Here is a 17,210-nt window from a genome sequence, read left to right as displayed (position 1 = left end):
ATCACAAGGCTTATAGCTGCTTTTTAGCGTATTCAATAAGCCCGCCACTTTGCAGCAGCTCTAGCATAAACTCTGGGATAGGCTTAAAGTGATAAGTGTGACTGGTTGTTTGATTGATGATTTCCCCTTTGGTTACATCTACTGCTAGCTTATCGCCCTCGCTAATGTCTCCCACTTCATCGCACTCCAAAATGAGTAGCCCCATATTAAAAGCATTTCGATAAAAAATCCTAGCAAAGCTAGGAGCGATCACACAGGCGATCCCAGCCGCCTTTAGCGCAAGCGGTGCGTGCTCCCTGCTGCTCCCACAGCCGAAATTCTCATCTGCTACAATAATATCCCCATCTGCCACAATATCAGCAAATCCAGCGCGCGCATCTTCCATAATATGACGCGCGAGAACGCGCTCATCGCTAGTGTTGAGATAACGCGCAGCGATAATCACATCTGTATCGATATTTGCCCCAAATCTCCAAACCTTACCTGTAAATCTCTCTTGTGTCATAGTTCGCCCTTTCTTCTATATCGCACTATATCGCACCGCAACCACAGCGATAGCCAGCCCACCATCGTGGCTTATACTTAGTGCCAAAGATTCTACCCCAAGCTCCGCACATCTACTAGAATCTAGCGCGATAAGTGGGGCATTTGCTTGTGTGTAAGAAATACGCATATCTAAAAATTTCAGCCTATCGCCGATACCCACGCCAAGAGCCTTAGCGCACGCTTCCTTAGCCGCCCAGAATCCTGCGATACTCTTAGGCGCATACGCCTTGCGCGCTAAAAGCTCTCGCTCACTTTGACACAAAAACCGCGCCAAAAACCGCTCGCCATAGCGATCAAAAACCTGTTCAATTCGGGATATGACAACAAGATCAACCCCTATCATAGACTAGCTAGCCCTGCTGGATAAAGGCATTCGTGCGGAATACGTGCGTTACTTGCCCATCGACTAAAAATTCATTGATTCTATTTCTAGCCTCTTCAAGGGCACGATTCATTCCTTTAGAAGTTTTTAGCTCTTCTGGTGTTTTGGTAGAAAACACATCAATAAATGTATCTTTGATAATGTCTAGCTTGCGCTCTGCTTCTACTTGCAGCTTATCACTACTAAGTCCAACGGATAGCTGGATAGATAAGTATGCATCGCGCCCTTGTGTGGAGAGATTGATAATGAGCGGATCACCCTTAGCAGTAATGGGCAAAATCGGTCCTACATTCATCAGTGCCACATCAGTGCCCACCGATCCAGCTGGCTTTTTCGCGCCTTGCTTTTGCTCTTGCTTCACGGGTGCTTGCGCTTCTTCCTCTTCTTCGCCGCCACCACTCATTAGCATAATCACCACAACACCTACGATAATTAGGACAAGCACCGCCCCAATTATCACAAATAGCATTGTTTTGCTACCGCCCTTTTCCTGCTCCTGTGCTTCTTGCTCTTCTGCCATTTATACTCCTTGTGTGAAATAAGTTAGCGTGCTTTTGCCAAATCGCTTGCTTTTGCTTTTGCTAAAATCGCCAATCACATCGGCAAATTTATACTCACTACTATGCTCGATGATGATGTGCCTGAGATTTGGGCTAGCGATAGAGTCGATAAGACTAGCACATTTTTCATAAATATCGGCATAATTTTGGCGGATACAAAAGGGCGGATCAAGGTATAAAATACTAGGCAGCTTGCAAATGCGCAAAATCTCCCCCAAGCTTACAAAGCTATCGCCACGCACGATATAAGCGCAAGGACTCTCTGTGCTTGCTCGATGATGGGCTGCCATAGATTCTAAGATTGTGATTGATAGAAGGCTGAGATTTTTCTGCAAGGCTTCAAGTGCCTTTGTCTCACGCTCACAAAAGATCGCCACACTAGCCCCCCTACTAAGTGCTTCTATCCCCATACTGCCACTTCCTGCAAAGGCTTCAATAAAGCAAGCCCCATACATCTCCCCTGCAAGACTATTGAAGCACGATTCTTTAACGATAGATTTTGTCGGGCGAGTAGAAGAGCTAGAATCTAGCTTAGATTCTGGGACAAAAAGCTTAAGCCCGCGCCATTTGCCTCCGCACACGCGCAGGAGTTTTAGTGATTTAGCCTGTGGGCGAGATCGCACCGCACTTAGTTGTGGCTTTGCTTGCTTCCTAGCGTGCATTGTAGCCGCCATCTCGCAAGATTGCGTAGAGCTTTTGGCGGAAGTCTTCTAAAGTTTGCGTAAAGAGCTGATCAATTTGCATAAATACACGAGAGTCTTTAGGGGGCAAAATAGGCAAAGACTCTGCACAATAAGTCGCATAAAATACCTTGCAGTTTGCCAGCAAGCTCTCTTGTGTAAAAGGGGTTTTGATATGCGCATTTGCCGTGCCGACCAAGCATACAGGCTTCATATCACAGCTTTGATAATCTGAGATGACAAAATCACACTCCTCAATAGGAGCAAGATAATCTTTGAGATAAATTTCAAGGCTCTTTTGCAGTAATTCTGATGCACACACCACAGCGATTTTCACACACACTCCTAAAACTTGCTTTTGCCGATTATAGAAAACTTTGGGTAAAAGATTGATTAAGCACATTTAGCAGCATTTAAGTGCAAGGGCATTATAATTTGTGCGCTCCTTTTTAGACCTATGCAAAGACATCTCTAGGCAACGCTTCAGGGTGGGAACACAGCAGAGCACTTAGATTTGGCTTGTGCCGTAGGGATCTGGGAAGGGGTGCTAATCTACCCCCACACTTAATCCCTAGAATCTAATTTGTAAATATCCTAGATCTAAATCTACTTAGCCGCTTGCGCCACATAGAATCTACTCTCCCCTTGCTGCTTAATAGTAACAAGCCCCTGACTAACTAGCTCTTGTAAATGCGCTAGCTCCTGCTGGCTAAAGAGTCTGCCTACTTCATCACAAGCAATGGGGCGCGTAGCGATGAGCTTTTGCAGCTCACTAGGACCTCTAGGGCTTAAGCTATTGTCATTAGGGTATTGGGGTGGGCTTGTAAAGGCTGATTGTTTAGGCGCATTTCTTTGGGGTAGCGATAGTGGCAGCCCGGCAAAAATCCCACTTAGCTCTTGCAATCTCTCTTGACTTAGCGCGCGCACAGGATACGCACTAGGGCGATCGATACTCCCTAAATCCACGCGCGATATAGGGATCTGGCGTAAAAACTCCGCTATAGCATAGAGATTGTCTTGCATATCATTATGTCCTTGCACAAGCAGCACTTCTGCGATGAGCTCACCCTTATAGCTAGCAGCAAACTCCCTAATCCCCTGCAAAATCTGCGCTAGATCAAGGCTTGTGCTTGGGCGATCCACTCTCTTAAACGCACTAGGCAAAGCCGCATCTAAAGAAAACTTCACCATATCAAAGGCGTGTAATGCTCGGCTTTGCTCCAAGAGCCTAGAGCCATTGCTTAGGATTAGTGATTTTGTGCCTTGTGGCAAAAGTGGGGTAATGGCAGTGATCACTTCATACAAATGCGGGTAGAGTGTAGGCTCACCTGTGGCAGTGAAGCTTAGCACATCGATATTGCTATGCAGCTGCAATGCTTGTGTAATGGCTTGTATCACAGCTTCTGCAGGTAGCACAAGCTCCATAGAATCCATAGGAGCTGCCTTATGCAGCTCGCAATACACGCAGTCAAAGTTACACTGCTTGCGGTGTGGTGAGAGATCTACGCCAAGCGATAGCCCAAAGCGGCGCGAAAGCACTGGACCAAAGATGATGGATTCTAGCAAGTCTTTAGATTCTGGGGATTGTATGGGGCTTGTAGATTCTAGCCTACTAGAATCTAAAGGCGCGCTAGATTCTAGCTTGGAGCGCACCACAGCTATGCCTTTTTAGACTTAGTGCTTGTGCGAGCTTGAGAAGAAGCAGAAGCTTTGGCAGCAGATTTAGTAGGGGCTTTGCCCAAAGGCTCTTGTGTCTGCTCATCATAGCGTGATTTACAGCGCAAGCACTCAAGCACTTCGCCACTTTTTAGCGACTTTAGCCCAAGCATATAGCCGCATTCTTTACACGCGAGATTTGTGGGCTGCAATGCTGTCAAAAAGGTGCATTTAGGGTAATTCTTACAGCCAAAGAAGCTCCCCCTGCGGCTTTGTCTTTGCACAAGCTCTCCCTTGCACTCTGGGCAGGGCACTTCAAGGCTTTTGCTAGGGCTTTTCTCGCCATTTAGTGGCTTGGCATTTTTGCACTCTGGGTAGCCGCTACACGCTAAAAACTCTCCCCTTTTGCCAAACTTTTTCACCATTTCTCTGCCGCATTTCTCGCACACTTGCCCGCTAGATTCTAGTGCTTGCTCTTCTTTTTTGATGTATTTGCATTTTGGGTAGCCACTGCAGCCTACAAACTCGCCATAGCGGCTTTTGCGCTTTAGGAGCTCTTTCCCACACTCTGGGCAAAACTCCCCCGTAGGCGTAGCGAGCTTCTGGCTAGCAATGCTTGTTTTACCCTGCGTGATTTTCTCCATAAATGGCTCATAAAACTCCCATAGCACTTCCTGCCAAGAGTGCTTAGCAAGCGCGATAGAATCCAGCTTTTCCTCCATATCTGCGCTAAAGGTAGAATCCACTATTTCGCAAAAATGCTCTTCCAAAAGCCCTATCACTTGAAAGGCTGACTCCTGCGGGATAAGCTGGCGATTTTGGATAGCGATATACTCCCTAGAAGCAAGTAGTGAAATCGTGGGCGCATAAGTGCTAGGACGCCCTATGCCAAGAGACTCTAGCGTTTTAATTAAGCTTGCTTCGGAGTAGCGCGCTGGTGGCTCTGTGGTGTGCTTTTGTGCGGATATGGATTCTGGGGTAATGGGGGCATTTAGCGTGAAATCAGGGAGCAAAGAGTCTTTATCATCACTGCCTAGAATCTTTAAAAACCCGTCAAATTTAAGCTTCCTGCCGTGCGCCTTAAACTCTCCCTTCTCGCTTGTGAAAAACACATCTTGCACTTCATAGATCGCATCAGTGCTTTGCGAAGCCAAAAATCTGTGATAAATAAGCGTATAGAGCTTTAGCTCATCTGGCTTTAGGTAGGATTTAGCGATTTCTGGGGTGAAGTCGATATTTGTTGGGCGGATCGCTTCGTGGGCTTCTTGCGCGCTTTTGGAGTTTCTAGTATAGACTTTGGGCTTAGCTGGGACATAGCTTGCTCCATACTTTGCGCCAATGTATTTGCGTGCGGCTTCTTGGGCGATTGTGGCGATGTTTAGGCTATCGGTGCGCATATAAGTGATAACACCCATAACCCCACTATTAGTCGCCACGCCCTCATACAAACGCTGGGCGATACTCATCGTGCGCGTAGGCGAGTAGCCAAGAGTAGAAGAAGCACTTTGCTGCAAGGTAGAAGTCATAAAGGGCGGGGGTGTTTGGGACTTTTTGTCCTTTTTACTAATGCTGCTAATGGTAAAAGTGGATTCTAGCAAGGCTTGCAGCATAGAATCTGCCATTGCCTGCGTGCTTATATCTAGCTTTTTAAGCTTGCGCCCATCAAAGTGGGTAAGCTCGCTTTGCGCGCCATTAAACACCGCGCTAATGGTATAGTAGTCTTGTGGCTTAAACGCCCGTATCTCGCGCTCTCTATCGACAACAATCTTTAGCGCAGCACTCTGCACCCTCCCAGCAGAAAGCCCCTTGGATACTTTGCTAGCGATAAGCTGGCTCAACTTAAAGCCCACGATTCTATCAAGCAGCCGCCTTGCTTGCTGGGCATTGACCCTATCCATATCAATGACCCTAGGCTGTGCTAATGCCTGCATAATCGCGCCTTTGGTGATTTCGTGGAAGACTATGCGCGGGAAAGATTCTAGCGGCTTTGTGCTATCAATTGCTTGGGTGATGTGGTAGCCTATGGCTTCTCCCTCTCTATCTTCATCGGTGGCGATGTAGGTAGTTTTCGCCTTTTTGGAGAGCTTTTGGATTTGCGCGACAAGCTCTTTGTGATCGCTATCAATTTGATATTCCGGGGTGAAGTGCCCATCTTCTACCTTAATCCCAAAGGAAAATTTCGGCAAATCACGGATATGTCCCTTAGAAGCGATGACTTCATACCCATCACCTAAAAATGTCTTAATTGTTTTGGCTTTGGCTGGGGACTCTACGATAATAAGATCTTTCATATTTGACTCTTTGGCTGTATTTTGGCTTGTGTAGTGTTATATTGTAGCAAAAAGCGCGCGCGATTTGTCAAGCTAGGCACGCGATAAACCCTTGCTCAAAGCCACTTTAAAGCCATTTGGGATTAGCTGTAAAGCTCACTGAAAGCCAAATCTTATAGCTTGGGATCTCCAAAGCTCTCTCTATATAGTCGCGGATCTTATCAAAGTCCTTAATGGAAGTGATCTCGCACTCCTTAGTAGAATCCACTAGGATATTGATCTCTATCATATAAAACCGCCCTGATTTTGCCGTGTGCGTGTCATAATCGCCAAAGCCAAACCTTTGACTAAGCTCCTCCATAATCTGCGTAATCTTCTCATCAAGCTCCTTTGGCGCGACCATAATGAGATCTTTAAAATTTGCGATACAAATTCTCACAGGGCTCACACACAAAAGCAGCGACAAAATCGCAAGCAAGCTTGGATCGATATAGCGCGAGAATGTGAGGATCTGGCTAGAATCTAGGGGGATAAGACTACGCAAAGATTCTAGGCTTTGAGATTGCATAGGGGCTAGCAGCACATAGAGCAAGGCAAACGCACTAAGCGTGCCAAGATATAAAATGCAGTCAATCTTCCACTCCGTATTATCCACGCCGATAAGATCAGAATCTAGCCTTTTAGCATACACACTTGTATAGGCAAAGAGCAGAGCGCAAAAGCCAAATGCACAAAGCGTATAAAGCACCGCCCCATCAAGCAGCACTTCATACCCACCAGAAAATATACTCTCTAGCGCATTGATAAAGGCATATACACACACAAGCACCAAAATCAATGATTTAAAAAAATTCACCATAGGCTCAAAGCGCACATAGCCGTATTGAAACACATCATCATCTTCTCTATAAATATAGCGCGAAGTGATCACGCTAAGCGCACCAAGCCCCACGCTAACAAGCGCGACAAAGCCATCAAAAATCACTGCCCTACTCTGTATCCACACACCAAAGCCCACGCCAAATACCGCCAAAACAAGCGCGCTAAACATCGAAACCTTTAAGACAAGCTGCTCTTTAGCATTGCTTACACGCTGGGCGGCACTCTTAGTAGAATCTATAGATTCTACATCACTAGGCTTAGGCACGCTAGGTAGCTTAGCTTTGCGCACACTTTTTATGTAATTATTTCGCGCTTTGACAATCGTATCAAATGGCGTGTGATTCATACTGCTATCTCAATTTCTCTAGCCTAAAGGCAAATGTATGCGCTTCATTTGCTATGCGCACTTCCACTATCATTGTGCCACTATCCTTGATCCCTTTAGTCCCAATAACGACAAAGCCACCTTGCGCCTTGGTGCTTGATAAGCTAGACTCTCGCAAAGCATTCATAAGCAGCACCTTAAGCGCACCGCGCTTCTCTTGGGCATAGGCGATTGTGCTTGGAGACTCTATCATAAATGGACTTGCCATAAGTGGGAAATACAAAAACCCCGGGCTTGCCACATAGTAAAATGGCGAGATATTGTAATGCACCATTTGGGTATTTACACTAGGTGTGGGTGTGGGGATATTGAAGTCTTGCAAAATATCAATGAAGTCATAATCACTTTTGCGCAATCGCTCATAGTCTAAAATCTCTAAAGCCACATCATCAACAAACGCACGAATATGCGCTGGGCTAAAAACTTGCGCACTAGAGCTTGCAGGCTCTCTAGCAAGCTGCGCACTGATGTAGAGCACAATCACATTATGCGCGATGTCCTTTTGCGCTAGCTCGACTTGCACACTAGAGTGAGCGAGCTTAGATCGCAGAATCTGCACGCCTTTTTGGTAGGAAATATCCCCTTGTGTCAAGCCCTTTATATCCGCGCTAGATTCTAGCTTGCTTTGCGCTGTAATCCCAAAGCGCGCACACCCACCTAGCCAGACCACACACAGCAGTAAAACCACCCAAACAATCCTACCCACTTAAACACCCCCTACAAAATAAAATAGCCTTTTGCAGCTCTCATCATACAACAAGCTTGCTGCCAATACAATACACTCAAACTATGGCTCAAAGGTAAATACCATTTCAAGCTATACCTAAGCCAAGCTATGCTAGAATCTAGCCTTTACACTATTTTGAAAAGGTAGATTATATGAAGAGAACTTATCAGCCACACAACACACCACGCAAGAGGACACACGGATTCCGCGAGAGAATGAAAACAAAAAATGGTCGCCGAGTCATCAATGCAAGGCGTGCCAAAGGACGCAAACGACTTGCAATCTAACGCTAGTAGGCATTATGGATTCACTCAAAACCAAAAAAGAATTTGACTTTGTCTATAAGCACGGATTCTCGCGATATAGCAGGGGCTTCACTCTCTATGTGTGTAAAATACCCAGCGATTTCGGGCAGCTAGCAGCCTATCCACGAGCACGCCTAAGCCAAACCCAGCAGAATCCTACCCCTAAGCCATCCGCTAATCTCTCTAGGCTTGGGCTTAGTATCTCACGCAAAGTCGGCAACGCCGTAGCGCGCAATCTCCTAAAACGCCGCATTAGAATGCTATGCAGGGAGCATAGGGAGATTGCTTATGGCTTTGGCTTAGTCTTTGTGGCTAAGGTTGGGGTAGCGGATATGAGCTTTGCAGAGCTGCAAGAGTCTTTTCACAAGACACTTGCCTTTATCTTGCAGCATTTAGGCAGCAAGCCCGCTAGAATCAGCAGCCACCATAGCGGCAAAAAGACACACTTTAGAGATAAAGAATCTAAAGCAAGAAACACAGAGGCAAGAAGTGGAGAAATAGGAAGGCTAGCTTATAATACGCATTTAAAAAGCTGGCAGCCAAGCATAGATCCTAGCGCGCTAGGTAGAAACTCCAAGCCAAATTCTATGGTATAGCCTGTGATGAGATACGCAAAACCAAATAGCCTAAAAAAGAGCATAGCATTTGCGCTGTGGAAGTCCTATAAGATTCTGCTCTCTCCTTTGCTTGGCAGCTCTTGTAGATTCTACCCTACTTGTTCGCATTATGCGTATTTACTCCTAGCACACGAGAATCTAGCACGAGCTTTGCCAAAGATTCTCTATCGGCTTGCGCGCTGCCAGCCATTTAGCCAAGGTGGCATAGAGTATCCCACCATCAAGCTCCGCTCCATTGCGCGACTTCACTTGCCTGCTAGGCATATCGCACCAGCGCATATAGGGCGTATTTGCTATTGGCTTATCCCAGCAGAAGCGCACAGAGATGCAAAAAGCCAAGATCAAATAAGTCGCTATATCCTTATCCCACATCTAGGAGTATAAATGCACGCAATACATCAACAAACTTCCCCCACAAGCGCACTTGCCACCACAGCACTAAAATGCGCAATACTACGCACATATTAAGGAACACTTATGAAAAAAGACGATACAAACTCTAGAGTTTTACTTGCTGTTGTTATTTCCTTTATCTTCATCATAGTCTATAGCTACTTTGTGCAAGATCCAAGCAAAAAAGAGCAGCACAAAGCTACACAAAGCACGGCACAAAATGCGAGCGCAGAATCTAGCCAAACCACACAAGAGCAAGACTCCCCCAACTTCACGCATAATCAAGCCGCACAAGCTAGCCCATTCCAGCAAGCACCCGTGCGCCCTATTATCTCGCGTGTTGTTTCAAATAGTGTAGAAGTGGAGATTGATGATCTAGGGCGCATAGCGCAAGTCTATTTGAAAGACAAGAAATTCACCGCACCAAGACAAGAAGGGTTCTTTAGTCATTTGGGCTGGCTCTTTGGGATAAGCGGGACAGAATCTAAACCGCTAGAAAAGCTCCCGCTTCTCGCACCTCAAGCCATTTTCCCCTTAGAAATCCGCTTCCAAGATCAAGCCCTAAACTCCCTTGCTACAAGCACTGCTTATAAGGCTTCAAGCACGCAAATTGATCTAAGCCAAGATGGCACGCCAAAGACACTTACACTCACACAAGCAATGCCAAATATGGTCGTTACCAAAACTTTGCAGTTTTTCTACGATGAAGATGGGCTCAAATACACCCTAGATATCGCTATGTCTAATCCCACGCCTTACGCACTCTCAAGCGGTATGCGCCCAATCGCTGATGATGATGGCTATGCCTTCCACGGCGTTGTGCTAAAGAGCGGCGGACTAGATGGCACGATAGAAAAAATCGAAGACAAAGATGCAAAGCCAGAGGGTGAGTCTTTCACGCAAGTGCCCTTTATCTCCGCATCTGATCGCTACTTCACTACGCTGCTTTTCACGCGCGATGTGCGAGGGCTACACACACAAGTCGTAGGCGATAGCAAGAAGCACCCAATCCCCTACATTATGCTAGATTCTAATATCGAGCTAGAAGGCTATGTAGGACCCAAAAACTACCAGCTACTAAAATCTATTTACGAGCCGCTCACTGATGTCGTGGAGTATGGGCTTATCACCTTTTTTGCCAAACCTGTGTTCGTGCTTTTGGAGTGGCTCTATATGCTTATGGGGAATTGGGGTTGGGCGATTATCGGGCTTACTATCATCGTGCGCTTGATTCTCTTCCCCCTTAGCTATAAGGGTATTATGAGTATGCAGCGGCTCAAGGATCTCACGCCTAAAATGAAAGAAATCCAAGAGCAATATAAAGGCGATCCGCAAAAAATGCAAATGCATATGATGCAGCTCTACAAAAAGCACGGCGCAAATCCACTAGGAGGCTGCTTGCCGCTTCTACTGCAAATCCCTGTGTTTTTCGCTATTTATCGCGTGCTTTATAATGCTGTGGAGCTTAAAAGCTCGCAGTGGATTCTATGGATACACGATCTCTCTGTGATGGATCCTTACTTCATCTTACCTATTCTTATGGGTGTTAGTATGTATATCCAGCAAGCTCTCACACCAAATACCCTAGACCCTATGCAGGCAAAGATTTTCAAGCTCCTGCCCATTATCTTTACGCTTTTCCTTATCACTTTCCCAGCAGGACTTGTGCTGTATTGGACGATCAATAATATCTTTGCAATCGGTATGCAACTTGTCATCAACAAAATCATCGATAAGCAAAGAGCCCTAGAAATCGCCAAGCACAAAAAGCCCCATAAAGACCACGCCAAAGCCGACACTAAGGAATAAAAGGAACAACAAAGTATGAAAAAAATCACCGCCCCTACATTGCAAGAAGCCCTAAGCCAAGCAGCCTTGGAGTTTGGCTGCTCTGTAACGGAGCTAGAATATGAAGTGGTCCAATATGAATCCAGCGGGTTTTTAGGGCTGTTTAAAAAGCCAGCAATCATCATCGCACAGACAAAAAGCACGCCCACTTCTCCAAGCCCCAAGAATCCTAGCAGTGCTATGCAAAAGCCAAAGCCCGCGCAAGGCGATAGTGCGGAGTTTTTTGATGCATCAGAGTTTATCAAAGAGCCAGCCCCAAAGCAGACATTCCAAACTAGAGATGAAATCATCGCCGAAATCACTGCTGCCATTGAAGAAATGCTTAGTTTTATGCCCTATAAAATCAGCACCATTCAAGTAAGCTTTAGCGATCCGCAAACACTCTATATTTTCCTAGATGGGGCAGACTCTGCGCTGCTCATTGGCGAGAGGGGCTATCGCTACAAAGCTCTATCGTATTTGCTATTTAATTGGATTCAGCCAGCTTATGGCTACAATATCCGCCTAGAAATCGCGCAATTTTTGCAAAACCAAGAAGAAGCCATAGATGCATATCTAGTGGGGATTGTCAATGAAGTGCGCCGCGAGGGAAAAGCCCAGACAAAGCCGCTTGATGGGATTCTAGCCTTTATCGCGCTTAAAAAGCTGCGCGATACATTCCCAGATAAATACATCTCTTTCCGCCAAAATGCGCAAAATGAGCGATATATCATCATCAACGATTTTTATCGCTAGATTCTAGTAGGTTTATAGTGCAAGATACAATTGTCGCCATTGCTACTCCTAGCGGTGTTGGCGGGATTTGCATTGTGCGTCTAAGTGGCAAGCAAGCAGAGCAAATCGCCCAAGCAATTACCAAAAAGCCCGCATTTACTCCGCGATATGCGACACTAAGCCTGCTCTATGACACGCAAGGCGCGCTGCTTGATGAAGCGATCGTGCTATATTTCCAAGCTCCTAGAAGCTACACGGGTGAAGATGTGATCGAGTTTCAATGCCACGGCGGAGACATCATCGGGCGCAGGGTGCTTAATGAGTGCTTACTGCTAGGAGCTAGAGTCGCTAGAGCTGGAGAATTTACCAAGCGTGCGTATCTAAATGGGCGGCTTGATCTCGCCCAAGCAAATGCCATAGCCCAGATGATTACTACAAGGGACGCTTCTTTCCAAAGCGCGCTTTTAAAGCAGCTCAAAGGCGACTTAGGGGCGTTTGTAGAGCAAGTGCGCGCAAGTCTTATAAGCGCGCTAGCTCACACAGAAGTGATGATTGATTATAGTGAAGAAGACATTCCAAGCGATATTATCACTAGAATCCACTCTATGCTAGAGTCCCTTGCCACACGCCTAAACAATATCTACACCTTTTCTAAAGCACGCCCAAGCCAAGGACATAGCCTCTGTCTTATTGGCAAGCCAAATGTAGGCAAGTCCTCCCTACTTAATGCGCTTTTGCTCTATGACCGCGCTATAACTTCCCCCATAGCAGGCACGACACGCGATAGGATCGAAGAAGACTTACTTATAGGCTCTCATCGTGTGCGGCTCATTGACACAGCTGGCATACACGCAAGCGATGACTCCCTAGAATCTAAAGGGATAGAAAAGAGCCTGCAAGCCCTAAAAGAAGCAAGTATAATCCTTGTCGTTTTTGATGGCTCAAGTCCGCTAGACCCACAAGATGAAGCGATAATAGCACTCGTGCAAGAAGAGAGCACAAGCCGCCAAAGCCCCCCCACCATACTCCCCATAATCAACAAATGCGACTTGCCAGCTATGCTTGATACTGCCGCATTACACAAGCTAGATTCTAGCTCTGCTGCCATAGCCATTAACGCGCTCAATAAGCCAGAGACTGCTAGCACACTTTATAGCACGATCACTCAAGCCCTAGCGCAAGAATCCTACCAAGACATTATCCTAAGCGCACCCTACCAGCAAGAAGCAATCGCACAAACACAAGCACATATCCACAAAGCCTGCGCCAAGCTAGAGTCCCTAGAGCTAGAGCTTTTCGCCTACCATATCAAAGACGCCCTAGAATCCATAGGCTTTATCACTCACCCCTACAATAGTGAAGAAGTGCTCGATAGTATGTTTGGGCAGTTTTGCCTAGGCAAGTAGCACCAGAAGCGAAAGTAGATTCTACTACCAAAGGACATATATGCAAAACTCCCTAAATCATCTAGCGATTATTATGGATGGCAACGGCAGATGGGCGCAGCTGCAGGGCAAGGGGCGACAAGCAGGACACAAAAAGGGTGCGAGCAATGTCCGCACTATCACAAATTGGTGTGCCAAGCACAATATCGCCCATCTTACACTCTATGCCTTCTCCACAGAGAATTGGAATCGCCCCAAAACAGAAGTCGATTTCCTTATGAAGCTCCTAGAGCGATATTTGCGCGATGAGGCAAAGACCTACCACGATAATGGCATTAGATTCCGCGCGATTGGGGATATAGGCTTTTTCTCCGAGCCGCTAAAGCACCTAATCCTTGACCTAGAGTCTGCCACCTCCCACTACACTACCCTAACCCAAACCCTAGCCCTAAACTACGGCTCGCGCAATGAGATCGCAAGAGCTTGCCACAAGATTCTACTAGATGGCGCACTTGATCGCAGCCAAAGCCCGCAAGAAGCAGCCAAAGCCCTAGAATCTGCCATTAGTGCTGCGCTTGATACCGCAGATATGCCTGATGTGGATTTACTGATCCGCACAGGGGGCGAGCAGCGACTCTCTAATTTTCTACTTTGGCAAGCAAGCTATGCGGAGCTCGCCTTTAGCCAGACACTTTGGCCAGATTTTGGCACCGATGAGCTAGCTGCTATCATCGATGACTTCCGCGCGCGCACAAGGCGATTTGGCGCACTCTAATCATAGCCGCCATCGCCAGAGCGTGTAAAACTTTCAAACGCACAAAAAGTTAAGAAATAATTAAACTTAGCATAGCGCAAGATTTGCTATACTAAGCAATCCCAAAGCAAGCTATCGCCCTAGCGTAGGCGTGGTAGCTTGAAGAAAAGAAAGGAGATAGACCTATGCAAGCATTTATCATGGATTACAACAAGGCTTTACAGGAGCGAGCGCAAGAAGGAGTCCCGCCACTTCCACTTACCCCAGCACAAGTTAGCGAAGTGATCAAAATCCTGCTAGATTCTAGTGCTAGCAAGGAGCAGCAAGATTTCGCGCTAGATCTTTTGAGCAATCGCGTAAGCCCGGGTGTCGATGAAGGAGCTAAGCTTAAAGCGGAGTTTCTAGGAGAGATTATCGCAGGCAAGTCCTGCAAGAGTATTTCCCCAGATCTTGCAGCAAAGCTACTTGGCACAATGCTAGGTGGATACAATGTCCCCTACCTTATCAAAGCCCTAGAATCTAGCGATGAGCAAGTGGCAAAAACCGCAGCCAATGGGCTCAAGCACACGCTACTTATCTATGACGCCTTTGACACCATCGCCCAAATGTCTAAAACCTCCCCGCTGGCTAAAGAAATCATCGAGTCGTGGGCAAATGCAGAGTGGTTTCTCCACAAAGACGCCCTGCCACAAGAGATCAAGCTTGCCGTGCTTAAAATCGATGGCGAGACAAACACCGATGACCTAAGCCCAGCGAGCGATGCTTTCACAAGGAGTGATATACCCTTGCACGCTAAAGCTATGCTAAAAAGCCGCGTTGAAAACTACGAAGCACGCATAGAAAATATCAAAAAAATCGCTAAAGATAATGGTGCTAGCGTCGTGTATGTCGGCGATGTAGTGGGCACAGGCAGCAGCCGCAAGTCTGCTTGCAACTCTATCGTATGGCACTTTGGCAATGACATTCCCTATGTGCCAAACAAAAAAAGCGGTGGCTTTGTGATAGGCAGCATTATCGCGCCCATCTTTTTCGCCACTTGTGAAGATAGCGGTTGTCTGCCAGTGGTGGCAAATGTCGATGAGCTTAAAGAAGGCGATATTATCACCCTTAAGCCTTATAGCGGCGAGATCATCAAAAATGGCGAGGTAGTGAGCACCTTTAGCCTAAGTCCAAACACGATCTTTGATGAAATCCGCGCGGGCGGGCGGATCCCCCTTATCATCGGTAGGGGGCTTACCAACAAAGCGCGCAAATTCCTAGGGCTAGGCGAGTTTGAGCAATTTGCCAAACCAGCCCAGCCAGAATCTAGCCAAAAAGGCTTCACCCTAGCGCAAAAGATGGTCGGTCGTGCGTGTGGGAAAGATGGCGTGCGCGCAGGTGAATACTGCGAGCCAATCGCCACAACCGTGGGTAGCCAGGACACCACTGGCGCGATGACACGCGATGAAGTCAAAGAGCTTGCTAGCCTAAGTTATAGCGCGGATTTTGTAATGCAAAGCTTCTGCCACACAGCAGCCTACCCCAAGCCTGCTGATGTGAGCTTGCAAGCGACTTTGCCAGATTTTATGCGCAATCGTGGCGGTGTCGCCCTGCGCCCTAAAGATGGCGTGATCCACTCGTGGCTCAATCGCTTCTGCCTGCCAGACACCGTTGGCACAGGTGGAGACTCACACACTCGCTTCCCCATTGGCATTAGCTTCCCAGCAGGGAGTGGGCTTGTAGCCTTTGCGGCAGTTACAGGCTCTATGCCACTCAATATGCCAGAATCTGTGCTTGTGCGCTTCAAAGGCACGATGAATCCGGGCATCACCCTGCGCGATCTTGTAAATGCGATCCCCTACTATGCGATCAAGCAAGGGCTCCTAACCGTCCCCAAACAAAACAAAAAGAACATCTTCAGCGGCAAAATCCTAGAAATCGAAGGGCTTGAAGACATTAAAGTCGAGCAGGCGTTTGAGCTAAGTGATGCGAGTGCCGAGCGCAGTGCGGCAGCTTGCACCATCGCCTTAAACAAAGAGCCCATTATCGAATACCTAGAATCTAACATTTCTCTCATCAACGCAATGATCAAAGACGGCTATGGCGACGCCAAGACCCTAGCGCGCCGCGCAGAGAAAATGCGCGAGTGGATCAACAATCCTGTGCTCCTAAGAGCGGATAAAGATGCCGAGTATGCTGCGGTGATTGAGATTGATCTAAGTGAGATCAAAGATCCTATCCTGGCCTGCCCAAATGACCCAGATGATGTAGCCACTTTGAGCGAGATTCTAGCTGATCCTAAACGCCCCAAAAATATCGATGAAGTCTTCATCGGTAGCTGTATGACAAATATCGGGCATTTTAGGGCATTTGGCGAGATTATGAAAAACGAAGGGCAGTCTGCCACACGCACTTGGCTTGTGCCTCCTACAAAGATGGATTCTAAGCAGCTAAGCGATGAGGGCTACTTCTCGCTCTTTGGCGCAGCGGGTGCTAGGATCGAAGTGCCCGGCTGCAGCTTGTGTATGGGCAATCAAGCGCGCGTGAAAGATAATGCCGTGGTATTCTCCACTTCTACAAGAAACTTTGACAATCGTATGGGCAAGGGCGCGCAAGTGTATCTAGGAAGTGCGGAGCTAGGTGCGGTGTGCGCGAAGCTTGGGCGACTCCCCAGCCTTGAAGAGTATCTCCAAATCGTCCCACAAAAGCTAGGGCAAAACACTGCCAAAGTCTATAAATACCTAGAATTTGACAAGATCAAAGACTTCGCCCTATAACTCTCCCAGCTTTAAGCGCACCCGCGCTTAAAGCTAGCCCACAATCCAAGACCCACACCCTTAAGGAGCATTTCAAGCGATGAAGCATTTGCAAGAGTCTAGCACTACTGCGAAAAATCGATTGGGGGGGGGCAGCAGCAAAGTAGCAGCCCCAAGCTAGAATCTAGCCTAGATTCTGCCCTAGAATCCACTTCAGCCCCCACTAAGCCAGCCCGCCAGAGCCAAGCAGCCCACCCCACAGGGCAAAATCCCCACGACTCCAACTGCGCCACCAATCAAGGTGCAAAAACCCTACTCAATCAGTTCGAGCACTCCCTAAAAGATGCCAACATCGATAGCTTGGCGTTTCT

At 47.1% G+C, this 17,210-nt stretch carries 18 protein-coding genes and 1 other RNA gene; 9 read left to right on the top strand and 10 right to left on the bottom strand.

Annotated elements, in window-relative coordinates; translation table 11 throughout:
- Nucleotides 1-10 precede the first annotated feature (10 nt).
- The 5 genes from F4V45_RS07440 to F4V45_RS07420 are packed head-to-tail and all read right to left on the bottom strand — an operon-like array spanning nt 11 to nt 2,505.
- Entirely contained in the window at nt 11-505 is a 495-nt protein-coding gene (locus F4V45_RS07440) for a 3-isopropylmalate dehydratase small subunit (RefSeq protein ID WP_150337714.1), read from the bottom strand.
- A gap of 15 nt (nt 506-520) precedes the next feature.
- Entirely contained in the window at nt 521-889 is a 369-nt protein-coding gene (gene acpS / locus F4V45_RS07435) for a holo-ACP synthase (RefSeq protein WP_150337713.1), read from the bottom strand.
- A gap of 7 nt (nt 890-896) precedes the next feature.
- Nucleotides 897-1,448 carry a flagellar basal body-associated FliL family protein gene (locus F4V45_RS07430; RefSeq protein WP_023930501.1) on the bottom strand — a complete coding sequence of 184 codons (552 nt, stop codon included), beginning with the start codon at nt 1,446-1,448 and terminating at the stop codon, nt 897-899.
- On the bottom strand, nt 1,449-2,150 hold the full coding sequence (gene rsmD / locus F4V45_RS07425) for a 16S rRNA (guanine(966)-N(2))-methyltransferase RsmD (protein WP_170235207.1): 702 nt from the start codon (nt 2,148-2,150) through the stop codon (nt 1,449-1,451).
- On the bottom strand, nt 2,140-2,505 hold the full coding sequence (locus F4V45_RS07420; RefSeq protein ID WP_023930499.1) for a hypothetical protein: 366 nt from the start codon (nt 2,503-2,505) through the stop codon (nt 2,140-2,142). Before F4V45_RS07420 ends, rsmD begins: the two co-directional genes overlap by 11 nt.
- 109 nt (nt 2,506-2,614) lie before the next feature.
- Between F4V45_RS07420 and ffs the strand changes: the two genes are divergently transcribed.
- An RNA gene (ffs, locus tag F4V45_RS07415) (signal recognition particle sRNA small type) lies at nt 2,615-2,712 on the top strand.
- A 62-nt stretch (nt 2,713-2,774) separates the two neighbouring features.
- Here the strand turns inward: ffs and F4V45_RS07410 are convergent.
- From F4V45_RS07410 to F4V45_RS07395, 4 genes are all read right to left on the bottom strand, one after another.
- A complete protein-coding gene (locus F4V45_RS07410) occupies nt 2,775-3,734 on the bottom strand; it encodes a radical SAM protein (RefSeq protein WP_170235219.1) in 960 nt (319 codons plus the stop codon).
- A 92-nt stretch (nt 3,735-3,826) separates the two neighbouring features.
- Nucleotides 3,827-6,115, bottom strand: coding sequence for a type I DNA topoisomerase (gene topA / locus F4V45_RS07405; protein ID WP_150337711.1), 2,289 nt, complete (start codon nt 6,113-6,115; stop codon nt 3,827-3,829).
- 106 nt (nt 6,116-6,221) lie between these two features.
- Complete coding sequence (locus tag F4V45_RS07400) at nt 6,222-7,145, bottom strand: cation diffusion facilitator family transporter (protein WP_407925336.1); 924 nt, start codon at nt 7,143-7,145, stop codon at nt 6,222-6,224.
- Nucleotides 7,146-7,326: 181 nt separating this feature from the next.
- Nucleotides 7,327-8,067: a hypothetical protein gene (locus F4V45_RS07395; RefSeq protein WP_150337709.1), complete on the bottom strand. Its 741-nt coding sequence runs from the start codon at nt 8,065-8,067 to the stop codon at nt 7,327-7,329.
- Nucleotides 8,068-8,240: 173 nt separating this feature from the next.
- Between F4V45_RS07395 and rpmH the strand changes: the two genes are divergently transcribed.
- The 8 genes from rpmH (at nt 8,241) to acnB (ending at nt 16,860) form a co-directional block, all read left to right on the top strand.
- Complete coding sequence (gene rpmH / locus F4V45_RS07390; RefSeq protein ID WP_084330947.1) at nt 8,241-8,375, top strand: 50S ribosomal protein L34; 135 nt, start codon at nt 8,241-8,243, stop codon at nt 8,373-8,375.
- Between the two features lie 14 nt (nt 8,376-8,389).
- A complete protein-coding gene (rnpA, locus tag F4V45_RS07385) occupies nt 8,390-8,989 on the top strand; it encodes a ribonuclease P protein component (protein WP_150337708.1) in 600 nt (199 codons plus the stop codon).
- Nucleotides 8,990-8,995: 6 nt separating this feature from the next.
- Nucleotides 8,996-9,394, top strand: coding sequence for a membrane protein insertion efficiency factor YidD (yidD, locus tag F4V45_RS07380; protein WP_246145309.1), 399 nt, complete (start codon nt 8,996-8,998; stop codon nt 9,392-9,394).
- A gap of 93 nt (nt 9,395-9,487) precedes the next feature.
- Complete coding sequence (gene yidC / locus F4V45_RS07375) at nt 9,488-11,212, top strand: membrane protein insertase YidC (protein ID WP_150337706.1); 1,725 nt, start codon at nt 9,488-9,490, stop codon at nt 11,210-11,212.
- Between the two features lie 15 nt (nt 11,213-11,227).
- Nucleotides 11,228-11,986, top strand: coding sequence for a Jag N-terminal domain-containing protein (locus F4V45_RS07370; RefSeq protein ID WP_150337705.1), 759 nt, complete (start codon nt 11,228-11,230; stop codon nt 11,984-11,986).
- Nucleotides 11,987-12,003: 17 nt separating this feature from the next.
- Nucleotides 12,004-13,371 carry a tRNA uridine-5-carboxymethylaminomethyl(34) synthesis GTPase MnmE gene (mnmE, locus tag F4V45_RS07365; protein WP_170235206.1) on the top strand — a complete coding sequence of 456 codons (1,368 nt, stop codon included), beginning with the start codon at nt 12,004-12,006 and terminating at the stop codon, nt 13,369-13,371.
- A gap of 40 nt (nt 13,372-13,411) precedes the next feature.
- Nucleotides 13,412-14,125 (top strand): di-trans,poly-cis-decaprenylcistransferase, encoded by a 714-nt coding sequence (locus tag F4V45_RS07360; RefSeq protein ID WP_150337703.1) that lies wholly within the window; start codon nt 13,412-13,414, stop codon nt 14,123-14,125.
- A 164-nt stretch (nt 14,126-14,289) separates the two neighbouring features.
- The gene (gene acnB / locus F4V45_RS07355; RefSeq protein ID WP_150337702.1) at nt 14,290-16,860 is read left to right on the top strand and encodes a bifunctional aconitate hydratase 2/2-methylisocitrate dehydratase; all 2,571 of its coding nucleotides are present in this window, start codon (nt 14,290-14,292) and stop codon (nt 16,858-16,860) included.
- A 104-nt stretch (nt 16,861-16,964) separates the two neighbouring features.
- On the opposite strand, the gene F4V45_RS09615 is transcribed toward acnB, so the two are convergent.
- Entirely contained in the window at nt 16,965-17,135 is a 171-nt protein-coding gene (locus F4V45_RS09615) for a hypothetical protein (RefSeq protein WP_210670628.1), read from the bottom strand.
- Between the last annotated feature and the right edge of the window lie 75 nt (nt 17,136-17,210).

The organism is Helicobacter canis (assembly GCF_008693005.1).
GTDB lineage: Bacteria > Campylobacterota > Campylobacteria > Campylobacterales > Helicobacteraceae > Helicobacter_B > Helicobacter_B canis.
Note: the sequence above shows the minus strand (reverse complement) of the source record. Positions and strands in the feature narration are given on the sequence as shown.

Bases quoted from the DNA above. Each gene is read 5' to 3' on its own strand.
- acpS (WP_150337713.1), bottom strand. From the start codon at position 889: ATGATAGGGGTTGATCTTGTTGTCATATCCCGAATTGAACAGGTTTTT.
- F4V45_RS07370 (WP_150337705.1), top strand. From the start codon at position 11,228: ATGAAAAAAATCACCGCCCCTACATTGCAAGAAGCCCTAAGCCAAGCA.
- F4V45_RS07430 (WP_023930501.1), bottom strand. From the start codon at position 1,448: ATGGCAGAAGAGCAAGAAGCACAGGAGCAGGAAAAGGGCGGTAGCAAA.
- F4V45_RS07440 (WP_150337714.1), bottom strand. From the start codon at position 505: ATGACACAAGAGAGATTTACAGGTAAGGTTTGGAGATTTGGGGCAAAT.
- rsmD (WP_170235207.1), bottom strand. From the start codon at position 2,150: ATGCACGCTAGGAAGCAAGCAAAGCCACAACTAAGTGCGGTGCGATCT.
- topA (WP_150337711.1), bottom strand. From the start codon at position 6,115: ATGAAAGATCTTATTATCGTAGAGTCCCCAGCCAAAGCCAAAACAATT.
- acnB (WP_150337702.1), top strand. From the start codon at position 14,290: ATGCAAGCATTTATCATGGATTACAACAAGGCTTTACAGGAGCGAGCG.
- yidC (WP_150337706.1), top strand. From the start codon at position 9,488: ATGAAAAAAGACGATACAAACTCTAGAGTTTTACTTGCTGTTGTTATT.
- rpmH (WP_084330947.1), top strand. From the start codon at position 8,241: ATGAAGAGAACTTATCAGCCACACAACACACCACGCAAGAGGACACAC.
- yidD (WP_246145309.1), top strand. From the start codon at position 8,996: ATGAGATACGCAAAACCAAATAGCCTAAAAAAGAGCATAGCATTTGCG.
- F4V45_RS07400 (WP_407925336.1), bottom strand. From the start codon at position 7,145: ATGTTTAGCGCGCTTGTTTTGGCGGTATTTGGCGTGGGCTTTGGTGTG.
- rnpA (WP_150337708.1), top strand. From the start codon at position 8,390: ATGGATTCACTCAAAACCAAAAAAGAATTTGACTTTGTCTATAAGCAC.
- F4V45_RS07360 (WP_150337703.1), top strand. From the start codon at position 13,412: ATGCAAAACTCCCTAAATCATCTAGCGATTATTATGGATGGCAACGGC.